20 protein-coding genes and 2 pseudogenes are annotated in these 21,790 nt (G+C 41.6%); 13 read left to right on the top strand and 9 right to left on the bottom strand.

Features of this window, described 5'->3' with window-relative positions; genetic code table 11:
- Positions 1–72, bottom strand: a pseudogene (locus tag IYQ92_RS01805) (transposase); the annotation flags it as partial.
- A gap of 158 nt (positions 73–230) precedes the next feature.
- On the opposite strand from IYQ92_RS01805, the gene IYQ92_RS01800 reads away from it, so the two are divergent.
- The 6 genes from IYQ92_RS01800 (at position 231) to IYQ92_RS01775 (ending at position 5,644) form a co-directional block, all read left to right on the top strand.
- On the top strand, positions 231–2,393 hold the full coding sequence (locus tag IYQ92_RS01800) for a Tex family protein (RefSeq protein ID WP_195675045.1): 2,163 nt from the start codon (positions 231–233) through the stop codon (positions 2,391–2,393).
- Entirely contained in the window at positions 2,380–2,817 is a 438-nt protein-coding gene (locus IYQ92_RS01795) for a SprT family protein (protein ID WP_195675044.1), read from the top strand. Before IYQ92_RS01800 ends, IYQ92_RS01795 begins: the two co-directional genes overlap by 14 nt.
- Positions 2,818–2,901: 84 nt before the next feature.
- Positions 2,902–3,171 (top strand): PspC domain-containing protein, encoded by a 270-nt coding sequence (locus tag IYQ92_RS01790; RefSeq protein WP_195675043.1) that lies wholly within the window; start codon positions 2,902–2,904, stop codon positions 3,169–3,171.
- Positions 3,172–3,531: 360 nt separating this feature from the next.
- Positions 3,532–4,464, top strand: coding sequence for an HPr(Ser) kinase/phosphatase (gene hprK / locus IYQ92_RS01785; RefSeq protein ID WP_195675042.1), 933 nt, complete (start codon positions 3,532–3,534; stop codon positions 4,462–4,464).
- On the top strand, positions 4,461–5,234 hold the full coding sequence (lgt, locus tag IYQ92_RS01780) for a prolipoprotein diacylglyceryl transferase (protein ID WP_195675041.1): 774 nt from the start codon (positions 4,461–4,463) through the stop codon (positions 5,232–5,234). Before hprK ends, lgt begins: the two co-directional genes overlap by 4 nt.
- A 14-nt stretch (positions 5,235–5,248) precedes the next feature.
- Positions 5,249–5,644, top strand: coding sequence for a DUF948 domain-containing protein (locus IYQ92_RS01775; RefSeq protein ID WP_195675040.1), 396 nt, complete (start codon positions 5,249–5,251; stop codon positions 5,642–5,644).
- Positions 5,645–5,725: 81 nt separating this feature from the next.
- On the opposite strand, the pseudogene IYQ92_RS01770 reads toward IYQ92_RS01775, so the two are convergent.
- Positions 5,726–6,942: pseudogene (locus IYQ92_RS01770) on the bottom strand (IS110 family transposase).
- A 314-nt stretch (positions 6,943–7,256) separates the two neighbouring features.
- Here IYQ92_RS01770 and IYQ92_RS01760 point away from each other — a divergent pair.
- The gene (locus tag IYQ92_RS01760; protein ID WP_195675039.1) at positions 7,257–7,718 is read left to right on the top strand and encodes a YtxH domain-containing protein; all 462 of its coding nucleotides are present in this window, start codon (positions 7,257–7,259) and stop codon (positions 7,716–7,718) included.
- Positions 7,719–7,782: 64 nt separating this feature from the next.
- Here IYQ92_RS01760 and IYQ92_RS01755 read toward each other — a convergent pair whose 3' ends face one another.
- A complete protein-coding gene (locus IYQ92_RS01755; protein WP_195675038.1) occupies positions 7,783–8,070 on the bottom strand; it encodes a DUF3270 domain-containing protein in 288 nt (95 codons plus the stop codon).
- A 161-nt stretch (positions 8,071–8,231) separates the two neighbouring features.
- Between IYQ92_RS01755 and IYQ92_RS01750 the strand changes: the two genes are divergently transcribed.
- The 3 genes from IYQ92_RS01750 to IYQ92_RS01740 all read left to right on the top strand — a co-directional run bounded on the left by IYQ92_RS01750 (position 8,232) and on the right by IYQ92_RS01740 (position 11,284).
- A complete protein-coding gene (locus IYQ92_RS01750) occupies positions 8,232–9,158 on the top strand; it encodes a peptidase U32 family protein (RefSeq protein ID WP_195675037.1) in 927 nt (308 codons plus the stop codon).
- A 243-nt stretch (positions 9,159–9,401) separates the two neighbouring features.
- Complete coding sequence (locus IYQ92_RS01745; protein WP_195675036.1) at positions 9,402–10,691, top strand: peptidase U32 family protein; 1,290 nt, start codon at positions 9,402–9,404, stop codon at positions 10,689–10,691.
- 368 nt (positions 10,692–11,059) lie between these two features.
- Positions 11,060–11,284 carry a YdbC family protein gene (locus IYQ92_RS01740; protein ID WP_195675035.1) on the top strand — a complete coding sequence of 75 codons (225 nt, stop codon included), beginning with the start codon at positions 11,060–11,062 and terminating at the stop codon, positions 11,282–11,284.
- A gap of 44 nt (positions 11,285–11,328) precedes the next feature.
- Here the strand turns inward: IYQ92_RS01740 and IYQ92_RS01735 are convergent, their stop codons facing one another.
- The 4 genes from IYQ92_RS01735 to lysS all read right to left on the bottom strand — a co-directional run bounded on the left by IYQ92_RS01735 (position 11,329) and on the right by lysS (position 17,394).
- The gene (locus tag IYQ92_RS01735) at positions 11,329–11,874 is read right to left on the bottom strand and encodes a biotin transporter BioY (protein WP_195675034.1); all 546 of its coding nucleotides are present in this window, start codon (positions 11,872–11,874) and stop codon (positions 11,329–11,331) included.
- 84 nt (positions 11,875–11,958) lie between these two features.
- A complete protein-coding gene (locus tag IYQ92_RS01730; RefSeq protein WP_195675033.1) occupies positions 11,959–13,305 on the bottom strand; it encodes an Nramp family divalent metal transporter in 1,347 nt (448 codons plus the stop codon).
- Between the two features lie 139 nt (positions 13,306–13,444).
- On the bottom strand, positions 13,445–15,799 hold the full coding sequence (locus IYQ92_RS01725; RefSeq protein ID WP_195675032.1) for an HAD-IC family P-type ATPase: 2,355 nt from the start codon (positions 15,797–15,799) through the stop codon (positions 13,445–13,447).
- 104 nt (positions 15,800–15,903) lie between these two features.
- Positions 15,904–17,394: a lysine--tRNA ligase gene (gene lysS, locus IYQ92_RS01720; RefSeq protein WP_195675031.1), complete on the bottom strand. Its 1,491-nt coding sequence runs from the start codon at positions 17,392–17,394 to the stop codon at positions 15,904–15,906.
- A gap of 233 nt (positions 17,395–17,627) precedes the next feature.
- On the opposite strand from lysS, the gene IYQ92_RS01715 reads away from it, so the two are divergent.
- From IYQ92_RS01715 to IYQ92_RS01705, 3 genes are all read left to right on the top strand, one after another.
- Positions 17,628–18,842 carry a LysM peptidoglycan-binding domain-containing protein gene (locus IYQ92_RS01715; protein ID WP_195675065.1) on the top strand — a complete coding sequence of 405 codons (1,215 nt, stop codon included), beginning with the start codon at positions 17,628–17,630 and terminating at the stop codon, positions 18,840–18,842.
- Positions 18,843–18,855: 13 nt separating this feature from the next.
- Positions 18,856–19,335, top strand: a complete 480-nt coding sequence (locus tag IYQ92_RS01710; RefSeq protein WP_195675030.1) for a hypothetical protein — start codon at positions 18,856–18,858, stop codon at positions 19,333–19,335.
- 335 nt (positions 19,336–19,670) lie between these two features.
- Positions 19,671–20,573: an HAD family hydrolase gene (locus IYQ92_RS01705; RefSeq protein WP_195675029.1), complete on the top strand. Its 903-nt coding sequence runs from the start codon at positions 19,671–19,673 to the stop codon at positions 20,571–20,573.
- Positions 20,574–20,640: 67 nt separating this feature from the next.
- On the opposite strand, the gene IYQ92_RS01700 is transcribed toward IYQ92_RS01705, so the two are convergent.
- Both IYQ92_RS01700 and IYQ92_RS01695 read right to left on the bottom strand, forming a co-directional pair.
- A complete protein-coding gene (locus tag IYQ92_RS01700; RefSeq protein WP_195675028.1) occupies positions 20,641–21,258 on the bottom strand; it encodes a histidine phosphatase family protein in 618 nt (205 codons plus the stop codon).
- A 21-nt stretch (positions 21,259–21,279) separates the two neighbouring features.
- Positions 21,280–21,759: an aminoacyl-tRNA deacylase gene (locus IYQ92_RS01695; RefSeq protein ID WP_195675027.1), complete on the bottom strand. Its 480-nt coding sequence runs from the start codon at positions 21,757–21,759 to the stop codon at positions 21,280–21,282.
- Positions 21,760–21,790 lie beyond the last annotated feature (31 nt).

Raw genomic sequence — 21,790 nt, 5'->3', positions numbered from 1 at the left:
AAGCTGTCTAAAGCTCTCTCCTTGCTTTCTCAATTCATATATTTGAACTTTATCTTCATAAGTTAATTTCATTATAAAACACCCCAAAAGTTAGATTTTTTCTGTCTAACTTTTGGGGTGCAGTTCAATTATGCCGTTTTTATTTTGCTCTCATAAAAGCATACGGACTGATATTTGTAAACTGCCAGATTTTCCTCTTCAGCCCCATTTTATGCTATAATAGACACACTATGGAAAACACAAACACTACACAAATCGCCCAGGATTTGGGCATCAAGGCATCGCAGATTGATAAGGTTTTGGAGTTAACGGCTGAGGGCAACACCATTCCTTTCATCGCGCGTTATCGTAAGGAAATGACGGGAAACTTGGATGAAGTTCAGATTAAGGCTATTATCGATTTGGACAAATCCTTGACTAACTTGGCTGACCGCAAGGCGACGGTGCTGGCTAAGATTGAAGAGCAGGGTAAGCTGACTCCTGAACTCAAAAAAGCTATCGATGAAGCGACTAAGCTGGCAGATGTTGAGGAACTTTATTTGCCCTACAAGGAAAAACGTCGCACCAAGGCTACCATTGCCCGCGAAGCTGGACTTTTCCCGCTGGCTCGTCTCATTTTGCAAAATAAGGCAGAGCTTTTGACAGAAGCGCAAGCCTATGTCACAGAAGGCTTTGAAACTGCCGATAAAGCCCTAGCTGGCGCAGTCGATATTTTGGTCGAAGCTTTCTCTGAAGACAACAAGCTCCGCTCATGGGTCTATAATGAAATTTGGTCTTACAGCTCGCTAGTGTCAAGCGCCAAGAACGAAAGCCTAGACGACAAGCAAGTCTTCAAAATCTACTATGATTTCGCTGAAAAAGTCGGCAAACTCCAAGGCTACCAAGTCCTGGCCCTCAATCGTGGGGAGAAAATGGGTATTCTTAAGGTCGGTTTTGAGCATAATATCGACAAAATGCTGCGCTTCTTTGCCGTGCGCTTCAAGGAAACCAACCCTTATATTGACGATGTGATTGCTCAGGTCATCAAGAAGAAAATTGTCCCAGCCATGGAACGCCGTGTCCGCAGTGAGTTGTCAGAAACAGCAGAAGACGGGGCTATTTCTCTCTTCTCAGAAAACCTGCGTAACCTTCTCTTAGTATCACCGCTGAAAGGTAAGATGGTGCTAGGCTTTGACCCGGCCTTTCGTACAGGTGCTAAGCTAGCGGTCGTTGACCAGACTGGAAAACTCATGACCACCCAAGTCATCTATCCAGTCCCACCAGCCAATCAAGCCAAAATTGCACAATCTAAAGTTGATTTGGCAAATCTCATCAAAGAATTCGACGTGGAAATCATCGCCATCGGTAACGGAACAGCTAGCCGTGAGTCAGAAGCCTTTGTGGCAGAGGTTCTCAAGGACTTTCCACAGGTCTCTTACGTCATCGTCAATGAAAGTGGTGCTTCAGTTTATTCAGCATCAGAGCTAGCCCGCCACGAATTTCCAGATTTGACCGTTGAAAAACGCTCAGCCATTTCCATTGCCCGTCGTCTTCAAGACCCATTGGCAGAGCTAGTTAAGATTGACCCCAAGTCTATTGGTGTCGGTCAGTACCAACATGACGTCAGCCAGAAAAAACTGGCTGACAACCTAGACTTCGTAGTTGAAACCGTAGTTAACCAAGTCGGCGTCAACGTGAATACAGCCAGCCCAGCCCTCCTTCAACACGTGTCAGGACTTAACAAAACCATTTCTGAAAACATCGTCAAGTACCGTGAAGAAAATGGGGAAATCAAATCTCGTGCTGAAATCAAAAAAGTCCCAAGACTCGGTGCTAAATCCTTTGAACAAGCAGCAGGTTTCTTGCGTATTCCAAATGCCAAGAATTTCCTAGACAACACTGGCGTTCACCCAGAATCTTACCCAGCAGTTAAAGAACTTTTGGCTCAACTTGATATTAAAGAAGTTGACGGAGAAGCAGCTAATAAGTTGAACAGTCTTGACTTGGCAACTACTGCTGAAAAATTAGGCATCGGTCAAGAAACCCTTAAAGACATCATCGCTGATTTGCTTAAACCAGGTCGTGACCTCCGTGATGATTTTGATGCGCCAGTCCTTCGTCACGATGTTCTTGATGTGTCTGACCTCAAAATTGGTCAAGAACTACAAGGAACCGTCCGTAACGTTGTCGATTTTGGTGCCTTTGTTGATATCGGGGTTCACGAAGATGGACTTATCCACCAATCTCGCATCATTGAGCGCAAACGCGACAAGAAAACAGGCAAAATGCCCCCAATGCCGCACCCAAGCAAGTATTTGTCAGTCGGTGACATTGTCACTGTCTGGGTAGTCGAAGTAGATGCTGAGCGCAGCCGTATCGGACTCAGCCTTATCAAACCAAATGGACTTGACTGAGTACGTTCGTAGGGTTTCCCAGCAGGACTTCGGCAAGGAGTTTAAGCACACTGCTCTGTGGAACTCACGCCTGCGTTCGACGGGTGGGCGCTTTTTCCCAGCGAATGGCCATCTTGACTTCAATCCCCACCTCTATGCGGAACACGGCGCAGCCATTTTCCGCCAAATCGTCCGCCATGAACTCTGCCACTACCATCTCTACTTTGAGGGCAAGGGCTACAAGCACGCAGATAAGGATTTTAAGGATTTACTTAAGCAGGTCGATGGCTTGCGCTATGCTCCCAAAAGTGCCAAAGCTAGCGCCATACATCACACTTACCGCTGTCAGTCCTGTGACCAGCTCTACCAACGCAAGCGCCGTGTCGATACCAAGAAATACAGATGCGGAAAATGTGGTGGCAAACTTATCAAAATTCAAGCATAAAAATCGGTCTCAGGACCGATTTCTTTTTTGAGGGAAATTTAATAGAATAGAAGCATAGGAAATGTATAGAAAGAGGATGAGCTCATGAAATCAAGCTTTTATAAAAAACGCCAAGGTAAGCTGGTGTGCGGGGTTGTTGCAGGTCTGGCCGATAAGTACGGTTGGGATATTGCAGTAGCGCGCGTGCTAGCAGGGCTATTGATGTATTTTACAAAGTTTGGCTTTATACTCTACATCTTGTTGGCTGTCTTTCTTCCTTACAAAGAAGATTTAGACGAATACAATTATGGTCAAGGTCCTCGCAAACGCAAGGATGCTGAGGTTGTTGATGATAAGGACGGCTGGTTCTGGTAAGTTGCATAATCTCCTCAAACTGCTAGAATCATTCCCAGAGTTTCTAAAAAACAGGATAGAAAACTCACGATGACAGAGTTAGGTTGATAAGCCTAGCTCTTTTATTATTGATGGCAAATAGAGCAAATATAGTGAGCTAAACAAGATATTTCGCCCTAGTATAAATTGGTGGTTGAAATCATTGATAAACTTGCTACGTTAGAAAATATCAAAATAAAAAACGAGCATAGAGTTTCTTTTCAGAAAAGACAGTAATCGCTTACTATTACATGGTTTTATGATATAATGTAAGCAACTAATAGTGTAATCGTCAGTGGATTTTCACGATGTGAAATGAAAGTGGCAGTAGAAGGAGGCTACATGGCAGTTACTGTAAAAATGCTAGTCGATAAAGTCAAATTGGATGTTGTTTATGGCAATGATGACTTGCTAGCTAAGGAAATTAAAACAGCTGATATCTCACGTCCTGGACTTGAAATGACAGGCTATTTTGACTATTATTCACCAGAGCGTGTGCAGCTTTTAGGGATGAAAGAATGGTCTTATCTGATGGCCATGACAGAGCATAACCGCTATCAGGTATTAACGGAGATGTTTCGTCCAGAACCCCCAGCCATCGTTATTGCGCGTGATTTGGAAATTCCAGAGGAAATGTACCGAGCAGCCAAGGAGAATGGCATTGCTGTTTTGCAAAGTCATGTGCAGACCAGTCGCTTGTCGGGTGAAATGTCTTTGTATTTGGATTCTTGCCTAGCAGAGCGGACCAGTGTTCACGGTGTACTCATGGACATCTACGGTATGGGGGTTCTCATTCAAGGTGACTCTGGTATCGGTAAGAGTGAGACAGGTCTTGAATTGGTGAAACGCGGTCACCGTCTGGTAGCTGATGACCGAGTGGATATTTTTGCTAAAGATGAAGAAACCCTTTGGGGAGAACCAGCTGAAATTCTCCGTCACTTGCTTGAAATTCGTGGTGTCGGTATCATTGATGTCATGAGTTTGTATGGAGCTAGTGCTGTTAAGGATTCATCACAAGTGCAGCTTGCTATCTACCTTGAAAATTTCGAAACGGGCAAGGTTTTTGACCGCCTCGGTAATGGCAATGAAGAGATTGAATTGTCTGGTGTTAAAATTCCACGTGTTCGCATCCCTGTTAAAACTGGTCGTAACATGTCCGTTGTTATTGAAGCGGCAGCCATGAATCATCGTGCTAAGGTTATGGGATTTGATGCCACTAAGACATTTGAAGACCGTTTGACCAAATTGATTAGCCAAAATGAGGCTAGCAAATGATCAATCCAATAGCCGTTCAACTTGGTCCCTTCGCCATTCGCTGGTATGCCATCTGCATCGTGTCAGGCTTGATTTTAGCTGTTTACCTAGCTATGAAGGAAGCGCCGAGGAAGAAGATTGACCCTGATAGCGTCATTGATTTTATCCTGATTGCTTTTCCCTTAGCGATTATCGGAGCACGAGCCTATTATGTCGCCTTTGAGTGGTCTTATTATGCCAAGCATCTGGATGAGATTATCGCCATTTGGAACGGGGGAATTGCTATCTACGGTGGCTTGATTACGGGGGCTATCGTTCTGTTGGTGTTTTCTTATAACCATCTGATTAAGCCTTTGGACTTTTTGGACATTGCTGCGCCGGGAGTCATTATTGCGCAAGCTATGGGCCGTTGGGGAAATTTCATCAACCAAGAAGCCTACGGTAAAGCCGTCAAATCATTGAATTACCTGCCAGACTTTATCCGCAAACAAATGTATATCGACGGTGCCTACCGCGTCCCCACCTTCCTTTACGAATCATCTTGGAATCTGCTTGGTTTCATCTTGATTATGTCCTTGCGTCACCGTAAGAATTTCTTGAAGCAAGGAGAGGTTATCTTCTTTTATCTCATTTGGTACGGTTGCGGGCGATTTGTCATCGAAGACATGCGCACGGATAGCTTGTATTTCATGGGCTTGCGCGTATCCCAATGGGTATCAGTTGTTTTAGTCATCGTGGGGTTAGTTATGACCATTTACCGCCGTCGTCAAAAAGAGATTCCATATTATTAAGTTAAAGGAGTATTATGATTGAAATTGCAGTCTTGATTATCGCTATTGCCTTTGCAGTGCTGGTAGTCTATCTTGTACTTACCTTGAGGAAAGTAACAGAAGCAGTCGAAGAAACCAAGTCAAGCATCCAAGTCTTGACTAGCGATGTGAACGTTACCCTACATCAAACCAATGAAATCTTGGCTAAGGCTAATGTTTTGGTTGAAGATGTTAATGGCAAGGTGTCAACTATTGACCCACTGTTTGTTGCCATTGCTGATTTGTCAGAAAGTGTTTCTGATTTGAACTATCATGCTCGTAATTTGGGGCAAAAAGCTGGTAGTGCAACGGTTAATGCTACCAAAGCTGGTTCGGCATTTGCTATCGGTAAAGCAGCCTCAAAATTATTCCGTAAGAGAGGAGAAGTTTGAAAAAAATAAGGACTAATTGATTTATTGTTTACCCTGATTTTGAGCACACTAAAGAGAGGTCTTGAAACCTGATTTTTGACATTAATTGACATTGAATCCGTGTTGTTGTGCAAAACGAATAGCGTCTTGAATAGACATTGTTTTGTCAGGATTTCTGATTTCGGTTAGTCCTTGTAGAAGAGGATTGTAATTTTCTTGTTTTAAGAGGACTTGGTAAATAGAAACGGGTAATCTTCGGCAATAGCGATAACTGCTTTTCGGTATCCACGGCGCTTCTTGAGTTTAAGATACTTATTTCTCAATTCTGAATGCTTGTCAGACTTGACGACAGCGTTGGCAATTTGAACCAGGAAGGGTTTGAGGTATCTCCCACCTTTAGAAATACGAGTAGAGTATTTCCTCCCAGCACTTTCATTGTTAGCTGGGACTAAACCTGCCCAAGAACAGAGTTTTCCTGCAGAGTCAAAGAATGTCATGTTTGCACCGATTTCAGAGATGACTCGAAGAGCAGAAAGTTCCTCTTTGAAACCAGGAACGGTTTGGATAAGTTCAACCTCTTGGCTATATTCAGCCCCTAGTTCCCGAATCATCTGCTCTAAATCCTCTTTACAAATAGCGAGAGCATCGTAATGAGCTTTGATAACTCTGATTTTCTCAGCTTGTTCAGGTGTTAAGGCACCTTCCATAGCGATTTCCAAGTCTTGGAGTTTATTCTTCATTCTCTTGTGAACCAGTTGCTCAATGTTTGGTTTGTTTTCCGAATTGTCAAGGATGCTTTTGATAATAGCTTGAGCACTTTTTCCGAACACATCGGAAACGACACTTGCAATTTGAAGGTTAGACCAAGTGAGACAATTTTGATAACGATTTTTCTCACTGACTTGAAGCTGTGTTAATTTCATGCGATAGCGAAAGAGGTCACGAAGTTGTCTGATTTTTAGCGGAGGGATAAAGCTAGAAGCCACTAAGTCGTGCTTAAAGAGGTCAGCTATCCACTGAGCATCTTTCTTGTCGGTCCTCTTTCCTCAAATCGCTTTGACATACTTGGGATGAGCCAAGCAGATATTGCAGGCTTCTTCGAGGATATTGAAAACAGGAATCCAGTACTTACCAGTCGATTCCATACAGACATCGAAGCAGGAATAATACTCCAACCAATCGCGTAGCTGAATGAGACCATTGGTAAAGGTTGAGAAGCGTTTACGATGGTACTCAGTGATTCCTTGCTTGTTGGTGATGACAATAACCGCTACGACAAAGGTTTTATGGACATCAATCCCACAACAATTAGGGTAAATAAGATTAACATGAGGGGTCTCCCTTCACTAAATAATTGAGAAGCCCCTATCCCTTGACTGTTCTTCCCTTTCACAAACGAGTCGCTTATCCAATTATAAGTTTACGTGCTCTTAGTCACAGTTAGTTGTGCTTGATAGGAAGAACTACACCTATGAACATGCGAGGTAGTGGCTATACCACTCACTTATTCACTTCCCCGTGATTTGTAATAGTGATAGAATTTCTCAACTCTATTGTAAACTAAAATAAAGAGCACAACACCTTTTCATTTAGTGTTGTGCCTTGAGTGAAACGAAAGGAATGAATTATAAGAATGAATAAATTTGTTAAAAATCTAATCGTAGGTGCCGCTTCAGGTGCAGCGGCAGCTTATTTCCTAACAACTGAAAAAGGAAAAGAATTCAAACAACGCGCGGAAAATGCCTATAAGGCCTACAAAGAAAATCCTGATGAGTATCATCAAATGGCAAAAGAAAAAGCCAATGAATATTCAACATTGGCTAAGGATACCTTTAACGATTACAAGGAAAAATTTGAATCAGGCGAGTTGACAAAAGAAGATGTCCTCTCAGCTGTCAAAGAAAAAAGTGACGAAGTGGTAGATTTCGCTTCTGACCTTGTGTCACAAGTCTCTTCAAAATTCTCTGATATCAAAGACAAGGTCGTTGACGATGAGGTTAAAGAAGAAGCACCAGCTAACGACGATATCATCATCGACTACACTGCTGATGAAGTAGAGGAGAAAGATAACAAGGAAGACAAACCAGCTGAATAAGAAAAAAGACTTGAGGTTCTTACTTCAAGTCTTTTTTGCAACAAAAAAATAAACCCCGAAGAGTTTATTGCTTTAATAGAGACCAAATGAATGCTGTAACAGCAGAGTTGATAGCTAAGCTGGATAGTAGGGCTAGGACAAATGCCCACATAGCTGATAAATTCAAGACAAGTAATAAAAAGGCGATTAAAACCGTAGTGACACTGAACAAAGCAATGCGAGCGAAGAACACAAGCTCACGCAACTTAGCACTATTACTATTAAATTCTTGGAACTCTTTATACTTTGGGCTAGCATCAGGTTGCAGATTTTCTTGCTCGTCATCATGATGCTGCTTTAATGGTGCAGGCATAGCTTTCTCCTTTTGATACTAGCCTATCATACCATAAAGAAAATCATTTGTCATCCTTTTTTGGAAATGGAAGGGCTTTCGCTCTCTTCATTTTTCATTTTGCTAAAAATCTCGGATAAGAACCCTCTCTTTCTTTTGAAAAATCTGCTATAATATAAGTTATGGAAAAAATTATTATTACAGCTACAGCTGAGTCAATCGACCAGGTCAAAGAACTTTTGGCTGCTGGCGTTGACCGCATTTATGTCGGTGAGGAAGACTACGGCTTGCGTCTTCCACATAATTTTACCTATGAGGAACTACGTCAAATCGCAGAGCTGGTACATGATGCTGGCAAAGAGTTGACCGTCGCATGTAATGCCCTCATGCACCAAGACATGATGGATAATATCAAGCCATTCCTTGATTTGATGAAGGAAATTAAGGTTGATTATCTCGTTGTCGGTGATGCCGGTGTCTTCTACGTGAATAAGCGTGATGGTTACAACTTCAAGCTCATCTATGATACTTCTGTCTTTGTGACGTCAAGTCGTCAGGTAAACTTCTGGGGACAGCACGGTGCTGTTGAAACAGTTTTGGCCCGCGAAATTCCTTCAGCAGAGTTGTTCAAACTCTCTGAAAATCTTGAATTTCCAGCTGAAATCCTTGTTTACGGTGCTTCAGTCATTCACCATTCTAAACGTCCTTTGCTACAAAATTACTACAATTTTACGCACATTGACGATGCCAAAACACGTGAACGTGGGCTCTTCTTAGCAGAACCAAGCGACCCAGAAAGTCATTATTCTATCTATGAAGACAAGCATGGTACTCATATCTTTATCAACAATGACATCGATATGATGACTAAGTTAACTGAACTTGTAGACCACAATTTCACACACTGGAAGCTTGATGGCATCTACTGCCCAGGGCACAACTTCGTTGAGATTGCTAAAATCTTTGTGGAAGTTCGTCGTTTGATGGAAGCTGGCCAATTTACCCAAGACCAAGCCTTCTTATTTGATGAACAAATTCGTAAACTTCATCCAGCAGGGCGCGGTCTTGATACTGGATTCTATGAATTTGATCCTAATACCGTAAAATAGTTTTCGATTTCTTACTTGCTATGAGAGAGTTTTCTATTTCAGGGCATAGCAAGTTACTTGAGACTCATTGAAGAGCTACTGGGTAACTTTTTCAACTGAGTCAGGTGTACTGAAAATACACCGCTATCTACTTTTTACTTTAAACATTGTCAGAGTTAGTCGACAGCTAGCTCTGCTATGACATGGTCTTTAGACCATGTTGTGAAGAATTATCTTTTATCTTGAAAATAGGAGAACATTTTAATGTCAAATACAACTAAAAAACGTCCAGAGGTCTTGGCGCCTGCTGGGACACTTGAAAAATTGAAAGTCGCTGTCGATTACGGTGCAGATGCTGTTTTCGTTGGTGGACAACAATACGGTTTGCGTAGCCGTGCGGGGAACTTCTCAATGGAAGAACTCCAAGAAGGGATTAACTATGCCCACGAACGTGGTGCCGACGTCCACGTTGCGGCTAACATGGTTACCCACGAAGGAAATGAAGAAGGTGCCGGTGAATGGTTCCGCCAATTGCGTGATATGGGTCTAGATGCAGTTATCGTATCAGATCCTGCCTTGATCATGATTTGTTCAGAGTACGCACCAGGGCTTAATATCCATTTGTCAACACAAGCTTCATCAACAAATGCTGAAACTTTCGCTTTTTGGAAGGAAATGGGCTTGACACGTGTTGTTCTTGCGCGTGAAGTCTCAATGGAAGAGCTTGCTGAAATCCGTAAGCGCACAGATTTGGAAATTGAAGCCTTCATTCATGGCGCTATGTGTATTTCTTATTCAGGTCGTTGTGTCCTTTCAAATCACATGAGCCATCGTGATGCCAACCGTGGTGGTTGTTCACAATCGTGCCGTTGGAAATATGACCTTTATGATATGCCATTCGGTCAAGAACGTAAATCCCTTAAGGGTGAAATTCCAGAACCATTCTCAATGTCAGCTGTAGACATGTGTATGATTGAAAATATTCCAGACTTGATTGACAACGGTGTTGATTCAATGAAAATTGAAGGTCGTATGAAATCAATCCACTACGTATCAACAGTAACAAACTGTTATAGAGCCGCTGTTGACGCTTACTTGGAAAGCCGTGAAAAATTTGAAGCCATTAAAGACGATTTGATTGATGAATTGTGGAAAGTAGCCCAACGTGAGTTGGCGACTGGTTTCTACTACCAAATACCAACTGAAAACGAACAATTGTTTGGTGCCCGCCGTAAAATTCCTCAATACAAATTTGTGGGTGAAGTCGTTGCTTTCAACGAAGATAATATGACAGCGACAATCCGTCAACGTAACGTTATTCTTGAAGGAGACCGTGTTGAATTTTACGGACCAGGTTTCCGTCACTTCGAATGCTTCATCAAAGATCTTCATGATTCTGAAGGAAATAAAATTGACCGTGCACCAAATCCAATGGAATTGCTTACTATTACAGTTCCACAAGCGGTGCAGCCTGGTGACATGATTCGTGCCTGCAAAGAAGGTCTTGTAAACCTCTACAAAAAAGATGGTTCAAGTCAAACAGTACGTGCATAATTAGCTAAAGAGAGTGGGACAGAAATCGGTAAGACGAAGTCTTCGATTTTCCCTCACGTCTTTATTTCTCGGTTCGGGCTGAAATAGTCTTTTCCCAGACTGTTTCACTTCCACCTCCGCAAAGTTGAGTAGGTCTCTAAGTGCTGGTTTATCAGCGCTTAGATGCCACTCAACCACTGCGACTCACAATTAGTCTGTACGAAAAATGAAAAGGTTGAGATTCTTCTCTCAACCTCTTTTATCTCCAAAGACCTATCCTAATTCATCAAAACTTGCTAAAATAGACTTACCATATTTTTTTGAAAAAATATCAAAAAATTACTTCTTTTTAAAATCTTTTACGAATAAGAAGATAGGAGGAAAAAATAATGTCAGAATTTACTTTTAAGATTGAAGAACACTTGCTTACTCTTTCAACCAGTGAAAAAGGTTGGACAAAAGAACTTAACCGCGTTAGCTTTAATGGTGGTGAGCCTAAATGGGATATCCGTTCTTGGAACCCAGACCATACTAAGATGGGCAAAGGGGTGACCTTGACTAACGAAGAATTTAAAATTATCTTAGATGCTTTCCGTGGTAATGGAGGGTATTAAGAATAAAAACAGCTATGGCTTGTTAACTGAGCCATAGCTGTTTTTTATGCTTTGAAATAATTGGTTTGTTTGAGACTTCTGAGAAGAGGTTGTCTTAACAGGACAATGAGAGTGATTTTCAGCGCATCTGATAATAAAAACGGCAGAGCACCTACTAGGAAGGCTTGTTGCCAAGTCAGATTGGCTAGGAAATGTAGGCTAGCAATACCGCAAGCGTAGACGAGAATGGTTCCTAAGAGATTTCCAAGGATAAGATTTAAGAGGTTTGCGTTACGCTTGACCATGGCAGAGCAGACGACTGCATAAGCCAAAAATCCCCAGAGAAAGCCAGCAGTTGGTCCAACCAAAGTAGCAAAACCGCTGGTACCTCCTGCGAAAACAGGTAAGCCAATTGCACCCAGTCCTAGATAAAGGAGGTTGGCGCCAAAGGCCTCTTTTGGTCTTAATAAGCTTGCCAGTAAGCCTACCCCCAGTGTTTGTAGGGTGAAGGGGACAGTACCCACAGGAACAACAATTTGTGAAAGCACAGCAATCATTGCTGCACCTAGTGCGATGATTAAAAGTGATGAAAGATTGGATTTATTTACCATAATTTACCTCGAAAACAAAATGAGTTAACCTTATTAAAAACTAAGGTTAACTCATTTTATCTCACTGTCTGAAATCTGTCAAGTTCAGAATAAACTCCAAATCAATCTTAGGTTGAGCAAGGTCAAAATAGTTGCCACAAGGTAACCTAGAATGGTGTTCCACTTGGCATTGACAAATTCTCCCATGATTTTCTTGTTGGATGTGAAGTAGACCAAAGGGTAGATGGAAAATGGCAGAGCCACAGAGAGGAAGACTTGTGAATAGACAATTAATTGGTCTAAGGTCTTTTCTTGTTGGCCAAATAGCAGTGCCACAATCATGACAGGGACTAGAGCAAGCAGACGAGTCACTAAACGAATAATCCATTGAGGCATCCGAAGATGAATAAAGCCTTCCATGACAATTTGCCCGGTGAGGGTTCCTGTGATTGTCGAATTTTGACCGCTGGCTAGCAGAGCTATGGCAAATAAGATTGAGAGGAAGGAGCTTGCAACAGCCCCAGCAATATGGTTATCCGCGAGGGCATTATACATCTGCGCGAAGGCGCTGATGTCACTAGCATGACCGTAAAAGAGGGATGCCCCCAAAATCAAGAGGAGGGAATTGACGATGAAGGCCAGTGTCAGCTGGATGTTGGAATCCCAAGTCATGAAGGAAACAGCCTTGCGAATGGATACCTTGTCCTTGTAGTTGACTTTTCTGGTTTGGGACAGAGAGGAGTGGAGGTAAAGATTGTGTGGCATGACGGTGGCACCGATGATACCTAGCGCCAGTGTCAGCCTGCTATTAGCGCTGCGATTGGCAAAATCAAAGATTCTAGGACTTGGGATGAAGCCTTCGACCATGGCTGCTAAATCTGGTTTTGAGACGATAACCAAGTAAAGGAAGATAACTAGAATCGTCATAATCAAGGTTGACACCAGAGCTTCAATTTTTCGGACGCCTAGCTTCATCAAGAGTAAAAGAAGGAAAACATCCAAAATTGTGATGAAAATGGAAAAGAGCAAGGGCCAACCAAATAGGAGGTGAAGGGCAATACCAGAGCCGATGACTTCAGCCAAATCGGTTGCCATCAAGGCCAATTCGATGATGACAAATAAAAGATAGCGGAGAGGTTTTGGCAAATAGGAGGCAGTTGCCTGTGACAAATCTTGTCTGGTGACGATGCCTAATTTTCCTGCCATTTGCTGCAACTGCATGGCCATGAGAGAGGAAAGGAGGACAACTGAGAGCAAGAGGTAACGATAAGTAGCACCACCTACGACGCTGGTAATCCAGTTACCAGGGTCCATATAGCCGACTGCTACTAAGGCGCCAGGACCTAAAAAGGCTCGCAAAGTTCTCAGAAATGAACTATTTTCCGGGACATCAACACTCTGGTTGACCTCACTGAGTGATTTTTGGGGTTCTTGTATGTTTTGGGTTTCCATGAGGAAGACACTTTCTAACTTATTTTGATTTAATTATAACATATTTCCAGAACAATGTTAAGCATACTTAATTTTTATAAAAAGGACACCTATATAAACTAAAAAAGCTAAATCAAGGATTCAACTTTTGTGATGATTATTAAATTTTTGCTTGGTCTCTTTGCTCAATATAGCGATCAGCCACAATGAAAATGATGACTGATAGGACTAGCAAGGTAATGAAAACTGGGAAGGTACTTGCGTTTATTAATCCAATGCTTAGGTATTTTTTTAGGAGAATAGCTGTGCTGATAAAGCCCAACAATGACCAGAAGAAGATGAGACCAGACTTCCACCAGTTGAGCGGCCAGTAAGCCTTGATAACAGATAAGATACTGATAAGTCCGAGTAGATAATAAGAAATGGTATTGAGGTCAATTTGACTCCAGCCAAGCAGTGGGGCTAGAATATTAGCAACTAAAACGCTGAAGCTGATGAGTAGTCCACCAGGTAAAGCTAGTCTGATAGCATGACCGAGGAAATCTTTTTCAACATGCTTATTGTTGCGCTCAAAACTTAAAACAAATGGTGGGAAGCCGTCAATGAACTGACTAACCAAGGTTAATTGCAGAGGCATGAAAGGGTAGACCAACAGGTATTTGGGACCTGCCACAACACTCAGTATACAAATGATTGCAATCGCAAATGAATAAACGGATTTGATGAGGAAAATTGGAGATACTTTGGCAATGTTATTGACCACACGGCGTCCTTCAAAGAGAATTTCAGGAACATCGTTGAAGTCAGATTGCAGTAGCACTAAATTTGAAACTTGTCTTGTTGCTGGGTCACCTTCGGCCATAGCAATGGAGCAATCAGCTTCACGAAGGGCTAAAATATCATTGACCCCGTCACCAGTCATGGCAACAGTACGACCAAGGCTCTTTAATTTTTGCACGATTTGTTTTTTTTGTTCGGGCGTAACGCGACCAAAAATAGTAGTTGTCGCTATAGCAGCATCAAGCTCATCATAGCTTAATGTTGAGCAATCCAAGTAACGTTGGTAAGAATCAAAACCTGCTTTACGGGCAATATTTGATACGGTCACGGGATTGTCCCCAGAAATGATGCGGAGGTCCACCTCTTGGCTCTTGAGATAATCAAGGGTCTTTTTAACCCCTTTACGAATAGGGTCAGAAATCACAATAATCCCCAGCAAGGTTAGGTCAATCGGCAAGATAGATTGACCAGACGAAATGGCCTTCTTACTGTGGCATAAAGCCAACACACGAGCCCCTTCTTCTTGTCCCTGACGCATTTCTGTAGTTCTTTCTTTAGTCAAAAGTTCGGGCGCACCTAGAAAGACACTGCCAAGCTCTGCAAAGGAAATCGCTCCCCACTTACGTCCACTTGAAAATGGGATGCTGTCTACAACTGTAAAATCACTTTGACGGTCGCCAAGGTATTGGCGGATAGCTTGCGCTGTGGGATTTTGGTCCTCACTAGCAGTCATATAAGCAGTAAGGTAATCCTCAAAATGATAAGCACCGATAGAAGGCATGTAAGAGATGGACTTCTCAACAGACATTTTCCCTTCGGTGATTGTCCCAGTCTTATCAAGACAAAGTGTGTCAACGTGTGCAAGAGTCTCTACCGAATACATCTCTTGCACCAAGACATTTTTCTGACCTAATTTTAAAACGGCAGTCAGTAAGCTACTGATAGTTAGTAGGGCGATTCCTTTAGGCAACATCCCCAGCATAGGCGCAGCCGTGTAAATAACAGCTTCCTTAACAGGGATGGCTTTGACGAAAATTGCTTCAAGCAGAAGAATGACTCCAAAAGGTAGCAGAATCTTTCCTGTAAATGAAGCAATCTTATCCAAGGAACTGATGATTTGAGACTGTGTCGGCTTGTATTGCTTGGCAGCGCGCATGAGCTGTGCAGCGTAATTATCATCACCGACCCTCGTCAAAATCACATAGATATGCCCGCTGGTTAGGTAACTACCAGATAGCACCTCAGCCCCCTTATCTTTTTTGACAAAATCGCTTTCGCCAGTCAGCATGGCTTCGTTGACTTCTGCAAAGCCTGCAATAACTTTTCCATCGCTAGGAACTTGCTCTCCAGCAGATAGTTCAATCAAGTCTCCCAAAACTAATTCTTCAGCCTTAATCTTGACTGTTTTGCTATCTCGAATAGTTCTCACAGGCTCTTTGCTGAGTAGATTCAGCTTGTCAACCATCCACTTGGCACGAATCTCAACCAAGATACCAGAAAGAGCATTGACAAGAATTCCCAGCATGAAAACCATATTTGACCATGCCCCAACCAATCCCAAAATGATGGCGATAATCAAGTTGAGTAAGTTGAAAAGCGAGAAAGCATTGCGCTTGATAATAGACCAATAATCATTTTGATTGACTTGAGTTATTTTATTAAGTTGGTCAGCGTGATAGGCTTCTTGCACCTCTGAATTCGACAGACCAGTAAAAGTTGTGACATCTTGTTTCATGTAACTAGTATAACATAATTGTCATATAAACTGCTTACAGAACTGTCATAATTGTGTCATAAAGGCATCAAAAAACACCAGCACTTAGGCTAGTGTTTGAGGTATTATTTCATCGTTGGGAACAACAAAACGTCACGAATAGTTGTTGTATCTGTCAACAACATGCAGAGACGGTCGATACCGATACCGAGTCCACCTGTTGGTGGCATACCGTATTCGAGTGCCTCAACGTAGTCGTAGTCAATGCCTGTCGCTTCGTCGTCGCCAAGTTCTTTGGCAGCAGCTTGCGCTTCAAAACGTGACAATTGGTCAATAGGGTCGTTCAACTCAGTGAAGGCGTTAGCATACTCTTTCTTAACAATGAAGAGTTCGAAACGGTCTGTGAATCGAGGGTCATCTGCATTTTTCTTAGCAAGTGGTGAGACTTCAACTGGATGTCCGTAAACAAAGGTTGGTTGAATCAAGGTTTCTTCAACAAATTCTTCAAAGAAAGCATTGATGATGTGTCCAACAGTGTTGAAGTGTTTTTCAAGTGGGACATTTTTCTCAGCAGCAAGAGCTTGCGCTTCTTCTAAGGTCATTTCTTTCCAGAAGTCTACACCAGTAACTTCTTTAATGGCATCAACCATGTGAACACGTTTGAATGGCTCGTTGATTTTGATTTCTGTACCTTGATAGATGACTGGTTCGTCACCTTTAACAGCTTTAGCGGCATGTTGGATAATACCTTCTGTCAAATCCATGATGTCTTGGAAATCAGCATAAGCTTGGTAAGCTTCGATAGAAGTGAATTCAGGATTGTGAGTAGCATCCATACCTTCGTTACGGAAGATACGTCCAATTTCATAAACGCGCTCCATACCACCAACAATAAGGCGTTTCAAGTGCAACTCAGTTGCGATGCGAAGCACCATATCGATATCTTGGGCGTTATGGTGAGTGACGAATGGACGAGCTGCAGCCCCACCAGCCTCGTTGTGAAGAATAGGTGTTTCAACTTCTAAGAAACCATTGCTATCCATATAACGACGGATTTCAGAAATGATTTTTGAGCGAGTAACAAAACGTTCGAAACTTTCACGATTTGAAATCAAATCAAGGTGACGTTTGCGGTAGATAGTTTCCACATCAGTCAAACCATGGAATTTTTCAGGAAGTGGGCGAAGGGCTTTAGACAAGTGAGTGATGTGGGTAGCTTTAATAGAAAGTTCTCCCATATCTGTACGCATGACTTCACCTTCGATACCGAGGAAGTCACCAAGGTCTGCTTTTTTGAAGATTTGGTAGTTTTCGTCACCGACCGCATCTTTACGTACGTAGATTTGGATTTGACCATCACGGTCTTGGATGTGGGCAAAGCCAACTTTACCTTTACCACGTTTTGTCATCAGACGACCTGCAATAGTAGCAGTATCGTTGATTTCGTGCAATTCTTCTTTCGTTTTATCAGCGTATTTATCTTTTAATTGACCAGATGTAGCTGTGCGTTCGAATCGCTTACCAAAAGGGTCGATTCCTTGTTCAGCCAAGGTCGCCATTTTTTCACGACGGACAATCTGTTGATCGTTTAATTCTTCCATGTGTTGATTTGACATGTTAGTCCTCCATAAAATAGTCGTTATCATTATAGTAGTTATCATTGTATCATAAATATCCCTCTAAAGATAGGAGAAATGGTCGAATGTCAGAGGGAAAATTCTCTATTTTTAGAAAAAATAGAGAGATAGCATTAATCTTTGATTAGAAAGTTACAGAATTTATTGACAAATCTATTAAGCCAGGTGTCCAATATCAGTGGAAGTTTCGTATTTAATAAGGAGAATATATGATGAAAAAGAAAAATTATGTTAGTAAGGCCCTTATGTTTGGTGCATTACTAGCACCTATTGGGATGCCAACAGTATCTGTTTTGGCAGATAGCTTTTATCAAAATCAAACAAGTGCTCATGCCGCTGACATCACAAACTGGATTGCTAGCACACCTGAACAAATTACAAATAATCTGACAACTCAAAACATCAATCCAAAACAATTGAATGGTCAACAATACGTCATTCAATGGGGAGATACTTTGTGGGGAATCTCTCAAGCTACTGGTATTTCAGTTGAAAAATTAGCTTACGATAACAATATTCAGAATATTGACCTTATCTATGCAGGTGATGTTCTCATCTTGAATCGTGATGGTCAAGTACCAACAGATTACCATGTGACTGGTAGTGGTCATCGTTGTGCTAACTCTAAAGTAGTTATCAACAACTACTATGGAGACCACAACCGTGTTGTCATCAAAAATACGACGTTTGTATCTGATGACCACTCTAAGAACACTGTTATCTATGCACCAGATAATTCTGACAACAGTCTTTCATTCTCAAATACTAACAATAACTCAGGTGACAAAGATACCAAAGATTCTAAAGATAGCAAGGATTCATCTTCATCATCATCAGAATCTAAGGAATCTAAAGATGCTTCATCAAGTACAGAAAGTTCTAAGGAAAAAGAATTGTCTGATGACGCTTTCCAAGATAAGGTTCAAAGCGAATTCGAACAAGTTTATCAACAAAAACGCTCAGGTAGCCGCCCAGCATGGTCTTTCTTCTCACATGTGACTGACACAGCAGGTGGTAACACTGAAGATAAGAAAGATGCTGAAAGCACAGCTCTCTACCGTCAAGGTGAAACACCTAAAGCAGAAGATATCGTTGATGGACCAAAAGATGGTGCCAAAACTGAATCTAATGCCAAGGCTCTTGCAGAAAAAATCTATGATGCCCTTAATAGAGACAGCAAGATGTCAGATTTAATCAAGGCAAAATATGCGCAAATTAAGGTAACTTACCAACGCGATAAATGGACCTTCAACATTGACGTTTACAAAGAAAAAGAAAGCTCATCATCAAGCTCTGAAAAATCATCTGAATCTAAGAATTCTTCAAATGATGATTCTCAAACAGAATCACGCATGAGCTCAAGTTCTTCAAGTCATAGTGATTCAGACTCAGATGCAACTTTTGATGATCTAAATGGTGATAACTAGAGAGGGGCACAGCATGTCAAAGAGAAATATCATTATTAGTGTGATTCTTGCCTGCCTTGTGATTACGGGTACTGGTTTCGGTGCTTTCTATTATTGGGGCACACACCATTTAGATAGTGTTGTACCTGGTAAGGTTTATCAATACTCAAGCTCACTAAACGGTGAGGTCAATAGCCGTGTCATGTATGTTGCCTTCCAAGAAGGTGGTAACAAGGCGATTGTCGGTCAGGACCGTACAACTGTTCTTAATGCCACTAAAAGTCAAGACGCTTTTGACAAGGCCTACAATGATCAATCAGCTAAATGGGAATATAGCGTAACGAAAACAACGCTTACCCTTGGTAAAAAAGAAAATGATCAAGTGTCACAATGGCAATATAACGAGGTCTTTGCTTATGGTGACCACTTCACATCAAAAGACTTTTTCTACCAAATCGCTAAAGGCGGTCAAGGTGAAGTTAAACAAAAAATGACCTTTAAAGAAATTCAATAAGCATTAGATTAGTTCAAAATGCTTGAAGGTTTGGGATCTGGTGTTCCAAACCTTTTTTAATGGCTCAACACCTTTAGAAAATAGACTAGATTTCCTAAGAGAAGTGAAGCGGAAAATTGAAAAGATAGATTAAAAACGATATAATAAAGCTGTTTGGGCAGTTGCATGCAGGTCAAAAAAGACAGGCAGGACTGGCTATGGACGGTTGACCTAAAGCTAACTTTTGCTGGGCTGAGAAACAGTTAGAAGGCTGGCTACTTTTTCTGTCAGTCAGTGTACTTACTAATGTGTTTAAGTCCCTGGAGAAGAGAATTGAATCAAGAAAGAATGGACAGATGATTACCTCTATTGTTTTTGACGTTGACGATACTATTTATGACCAACAGGCGCCTTATCGTATTGCCATGGAAAAATGCTTTCATGACTTTGATATGGCACACATAAATCAAGCATATATTCGTTTTCGCCACTACTCTGATGTTGGTTTTCCACGTGTAATGGCTGGTGAGTGGACAACCGAGTATTTCCGTTTTTGGCGCTGTAAAGAGACACTTTTGGAGTTTGGATACCGTGAAATTGATGAAGCGACAGGTGTGCATTTTCAAGAAGTTTACGAACATGAGCTAGAAAACATCACCATGTTGGATGAAATGCGTATGACCCTTGATTTTCTCAAATCAAAAGGTGTACCAATGGGGATTATTACAAATGGTCCAACTGAGCACCAATTGAAAAAGGTTAAGAAGCTCGGTCTTTATGACTATGTGGATCCCAAACGTGTCATTGTCAGTCAAGCAACAGGATTTCAAAAACCTGAAAAAGAAATCTTCAACTTGGCGGCAGAGCAGTTTGGCATGACCCCTTCAACAACGCTTTATGTTGGGGATTCATACGATAATGATATCATGGGAGCCTTCAATGGTGGCTGGCATTCAATGTGGTTTAATCACCGTGGACGTAGCTTGAAGCCTGGTATTAAGCCAGTTTACGATGTTGCTATTGACAACTTCGAGCAATTGTTCGGTGCGGTCAAGGTCCTGTTTGATTTACCAGATAATAAGTTTATTTTTGACGTCAATGATAAGAAAAACCCTGTTCTTGAAATGGGAATCAACAACGGTCTCATGATGGCAGCAGAACGCTTGCTTGAAAGTAACATGAGTGTTGACAAGGTGGTCATTTTACTTCGTTTGACACCACAACAAGAAAAAGTACTTCGCATGAAGTATACGAAATAATTAAAGAGGACTCGGTAGTAAAACTGAGTCCTTTTACTATTTAATAAACTGATACAGAAACAGTTTATTAAAGATAAGACTTATCATTCCAATCAAGACAAGTGAAATGAGTGAAGTCCTTAGTTTCTAAAATGGTGAGGCTGGCATTGTCAAGTCCACCGTTGCGACGTAAGTCACCGAGCTCATAACCCAATAAACTACGTATTGAGGCAGTTAAGTTAGCGCCATGACCAACCATTAAGACATTTTCAAAGCCTTGGTTTTGGCAAGATGCCACCAACTCTTGCACACGGTGAGTTGTTTCATAAACCGTCTCCGCCTCAAAAATATCGGGCTTAAAAAGAGCGAGATTATGGCGAAAAGCATCCATTTGCTTGGGGTAAATAGCAGTCATGGTAGTGATTTTACAACCTTCTAATTTGCCTAGATTCCATTCACGTAGATTTTTAGTGAGCGTGATGGCAGTTGGCTGACTATTTTCCTGCATCAATAGCTGCGCGCTATGACGAGCACGAGGAAGGTCACTTGAAAAGACCGCATCGAAATGGATATCAGATAAGTGACGCCCCAATAATTCTAGTTCTAGGATAGCTTCCTCTAGCAGAGACGAATCTCCATTTGCACCTTGGAAACGCCCTTCAAGATTCCATTGTGTTTTACCATGTCGGACAAAATAAAATTTCATATCTCATAAACCTCGTTAGTTTTATTCTTTTAAATCGGCAAATTCAGCTTGGACAAAGTCAGCTAGAATTTGACTATCAACACGAATAGAGCGACCGAGTTCACCAGCTGAAACAATCATTTTTCCCTTTTCAAGAGCAACCGTATCGATAAATATTGGAAATTGATGTTTTTGGCGAATACCGACCGGATTATTAGCGCCGTGGACATAGCCAGTCGTTTTTTGGAGATCCTTTTGAGGAATCATACTGACCTTTTTATTACCTGAGACCTTAGCCAATTTTTTCTCAGAAAGATGCTCGGTAATCGGAACAATCCCGATAAGAGGACCAGTTTTATCACCAATCAGAGCCAAAGTTTTAAAAATATCCTCACGATTGATATCTTCAGGAAGCTCCCCCTCTAAGCCATTAAAACTAAGACTATCATGGTCAATTTTAGCCTTGTCTAAGATTTGGTCGACAAGAGTTTTTTTCAATTTTACTTTTGATTTTTTTGCCACAAGCAACTCCAATCTTTCATATTTTCTAACA

It is taken from the genome of Streptococcus sp. HF-1907 (assembly GCF_015594605.1).
GTDB lineage: Bacteria > Bacillota > Bacilli > Lactobacillales > Streptococcaceae > Streptococcus.
Note: the sequence above shows the minus strand (reverse complement) of the source record. Positions and strands in the feature narration are given on the sequence as shown.

Coding starts and splice junctions, on each gene's coding strand:
- IYQ92_RS01755 (WP_195675038.1), bottom strand. CDS start 8,070: ATGCCTGCACCATTAAAGCAGCATCATGATGACGAGCAAGAAAATCTG.
- IYQ92_RS01790 (WP_195675043.1), top strand. CDS start 2,902: ATGAAATCAAGCTTTTATAAAAAACGCCAAGGTAAGCTGGTGTGCGGG.
- IYQ92_RS01745 (WP_195675036.1), top strand. CDS start 9,402: ATGTCAAATACAACTAAAAAACGTCCAGAGGTCTTGGCGCCTGCTGGG.
- IYQ92_RS01800 (WP_195675045.1), top strand. CDS start 231: ATGGAAAACACAAACACTACACAAATCGCCCAGGATTTGGGCATCAAG.
- IYQ92_RS01740 (WP_195675035.1), top strand. CDS start 11,060: ATGTCAGAATTTACTTTTAAGATTGAAGAACACTTGCTTACTCTTTCA.
- lgt (WP_195675041.1), top strand. CDS start 4,461: ATGATCAATCCAATAGCCGTTCAACTTGGTCCCTTCGCCATTCGCTGG.
- IYQ92_RS01735 (WP_195675034.1), bottom strand. CDS start 11,874: ATGGTAAATAAATCCAATCTTTCATCACTTTTAATCATCGCACTAGGT.
- IYQ92_RS01725 (WP_195675032.1), bottom strand. CDS start 15,799: ATGAAACAAGATGTCACAACTTTTACTGGTCTGTCGAATTCAGAGGTG.
- IYQ92_RS01760 (WP_195675039.1), top strand. CDS start 7,257: ATGAATAAATTTGTTAAAAATCTAATCGTAGGTGCCGCTTCAGGTGCA.
- IYQ92_RS01730 (WP_195675033.1), bottom strand. CDS start 13,305: ATGGAAACCCAAAACATACAAGAACCCCAAAAATCACTCAGTGAGGTC.
- IYQ92_RS01705 (WP_195675029.1), top strand. CDS start 19,671: ATGATTACCTCTATTGTTTTTGACGTTGACGATACTATTTATGACCAA.
- IYQ92_RS01795 (WP_195675044.1), top strand. CDS start 2,380: ATGGACTTGACTGAGTACGTTCGTAGGGTTTCCCAGCAGGACTTCGGC.
- IYQ92_RS01700 (WP_195675028.1), bottom strand. CDS start 21,258: ATGAAATTTTATTTTGTCCGACATGGTAAAACACAATGGAATCTTGAA.
- IYQ92_RS01750 (WP_195675037.1), top strand. CDS start 8,232: ATGGAAAAAATTATTATTACAGCTACAGCTGAGTCAATCGACCAGGTC.
- IYQ92_RS01715 (WP_195675065.1), top strand. CDS start 17,628: ATGAAAAAGAAAAATTATGTTAGTAAGGCCCTTATGTTTGGTGCATTA.
- lysS (WP_195675031.1), bottom strand. CDS start 17,394: ATGTCAAATCAACACATGGAAGAATTAAACGATCAACAGATTGTCCGT.
- IYQ92_RS01710 (WP_195675030.1), top strand. CDS start 18,856: ATGTCAAAGAGAAATATCATTATTAGTGTGATTCTTGCCTGCCTTGTG.
- hprK (WP_195675042.1), top strand. CDS start 3,532: ATGGCAGTTACTGTAAAAATGCTAGTCGATAAAGTCAAATTGGATGTT.
- IYQ92_RS01775 (WP_195675040.1), top strand. CDS start 5,249: ATGATTGAAATTGCAGTCTTGATTATCGCTATTGCCTTTGCAGTGCTG.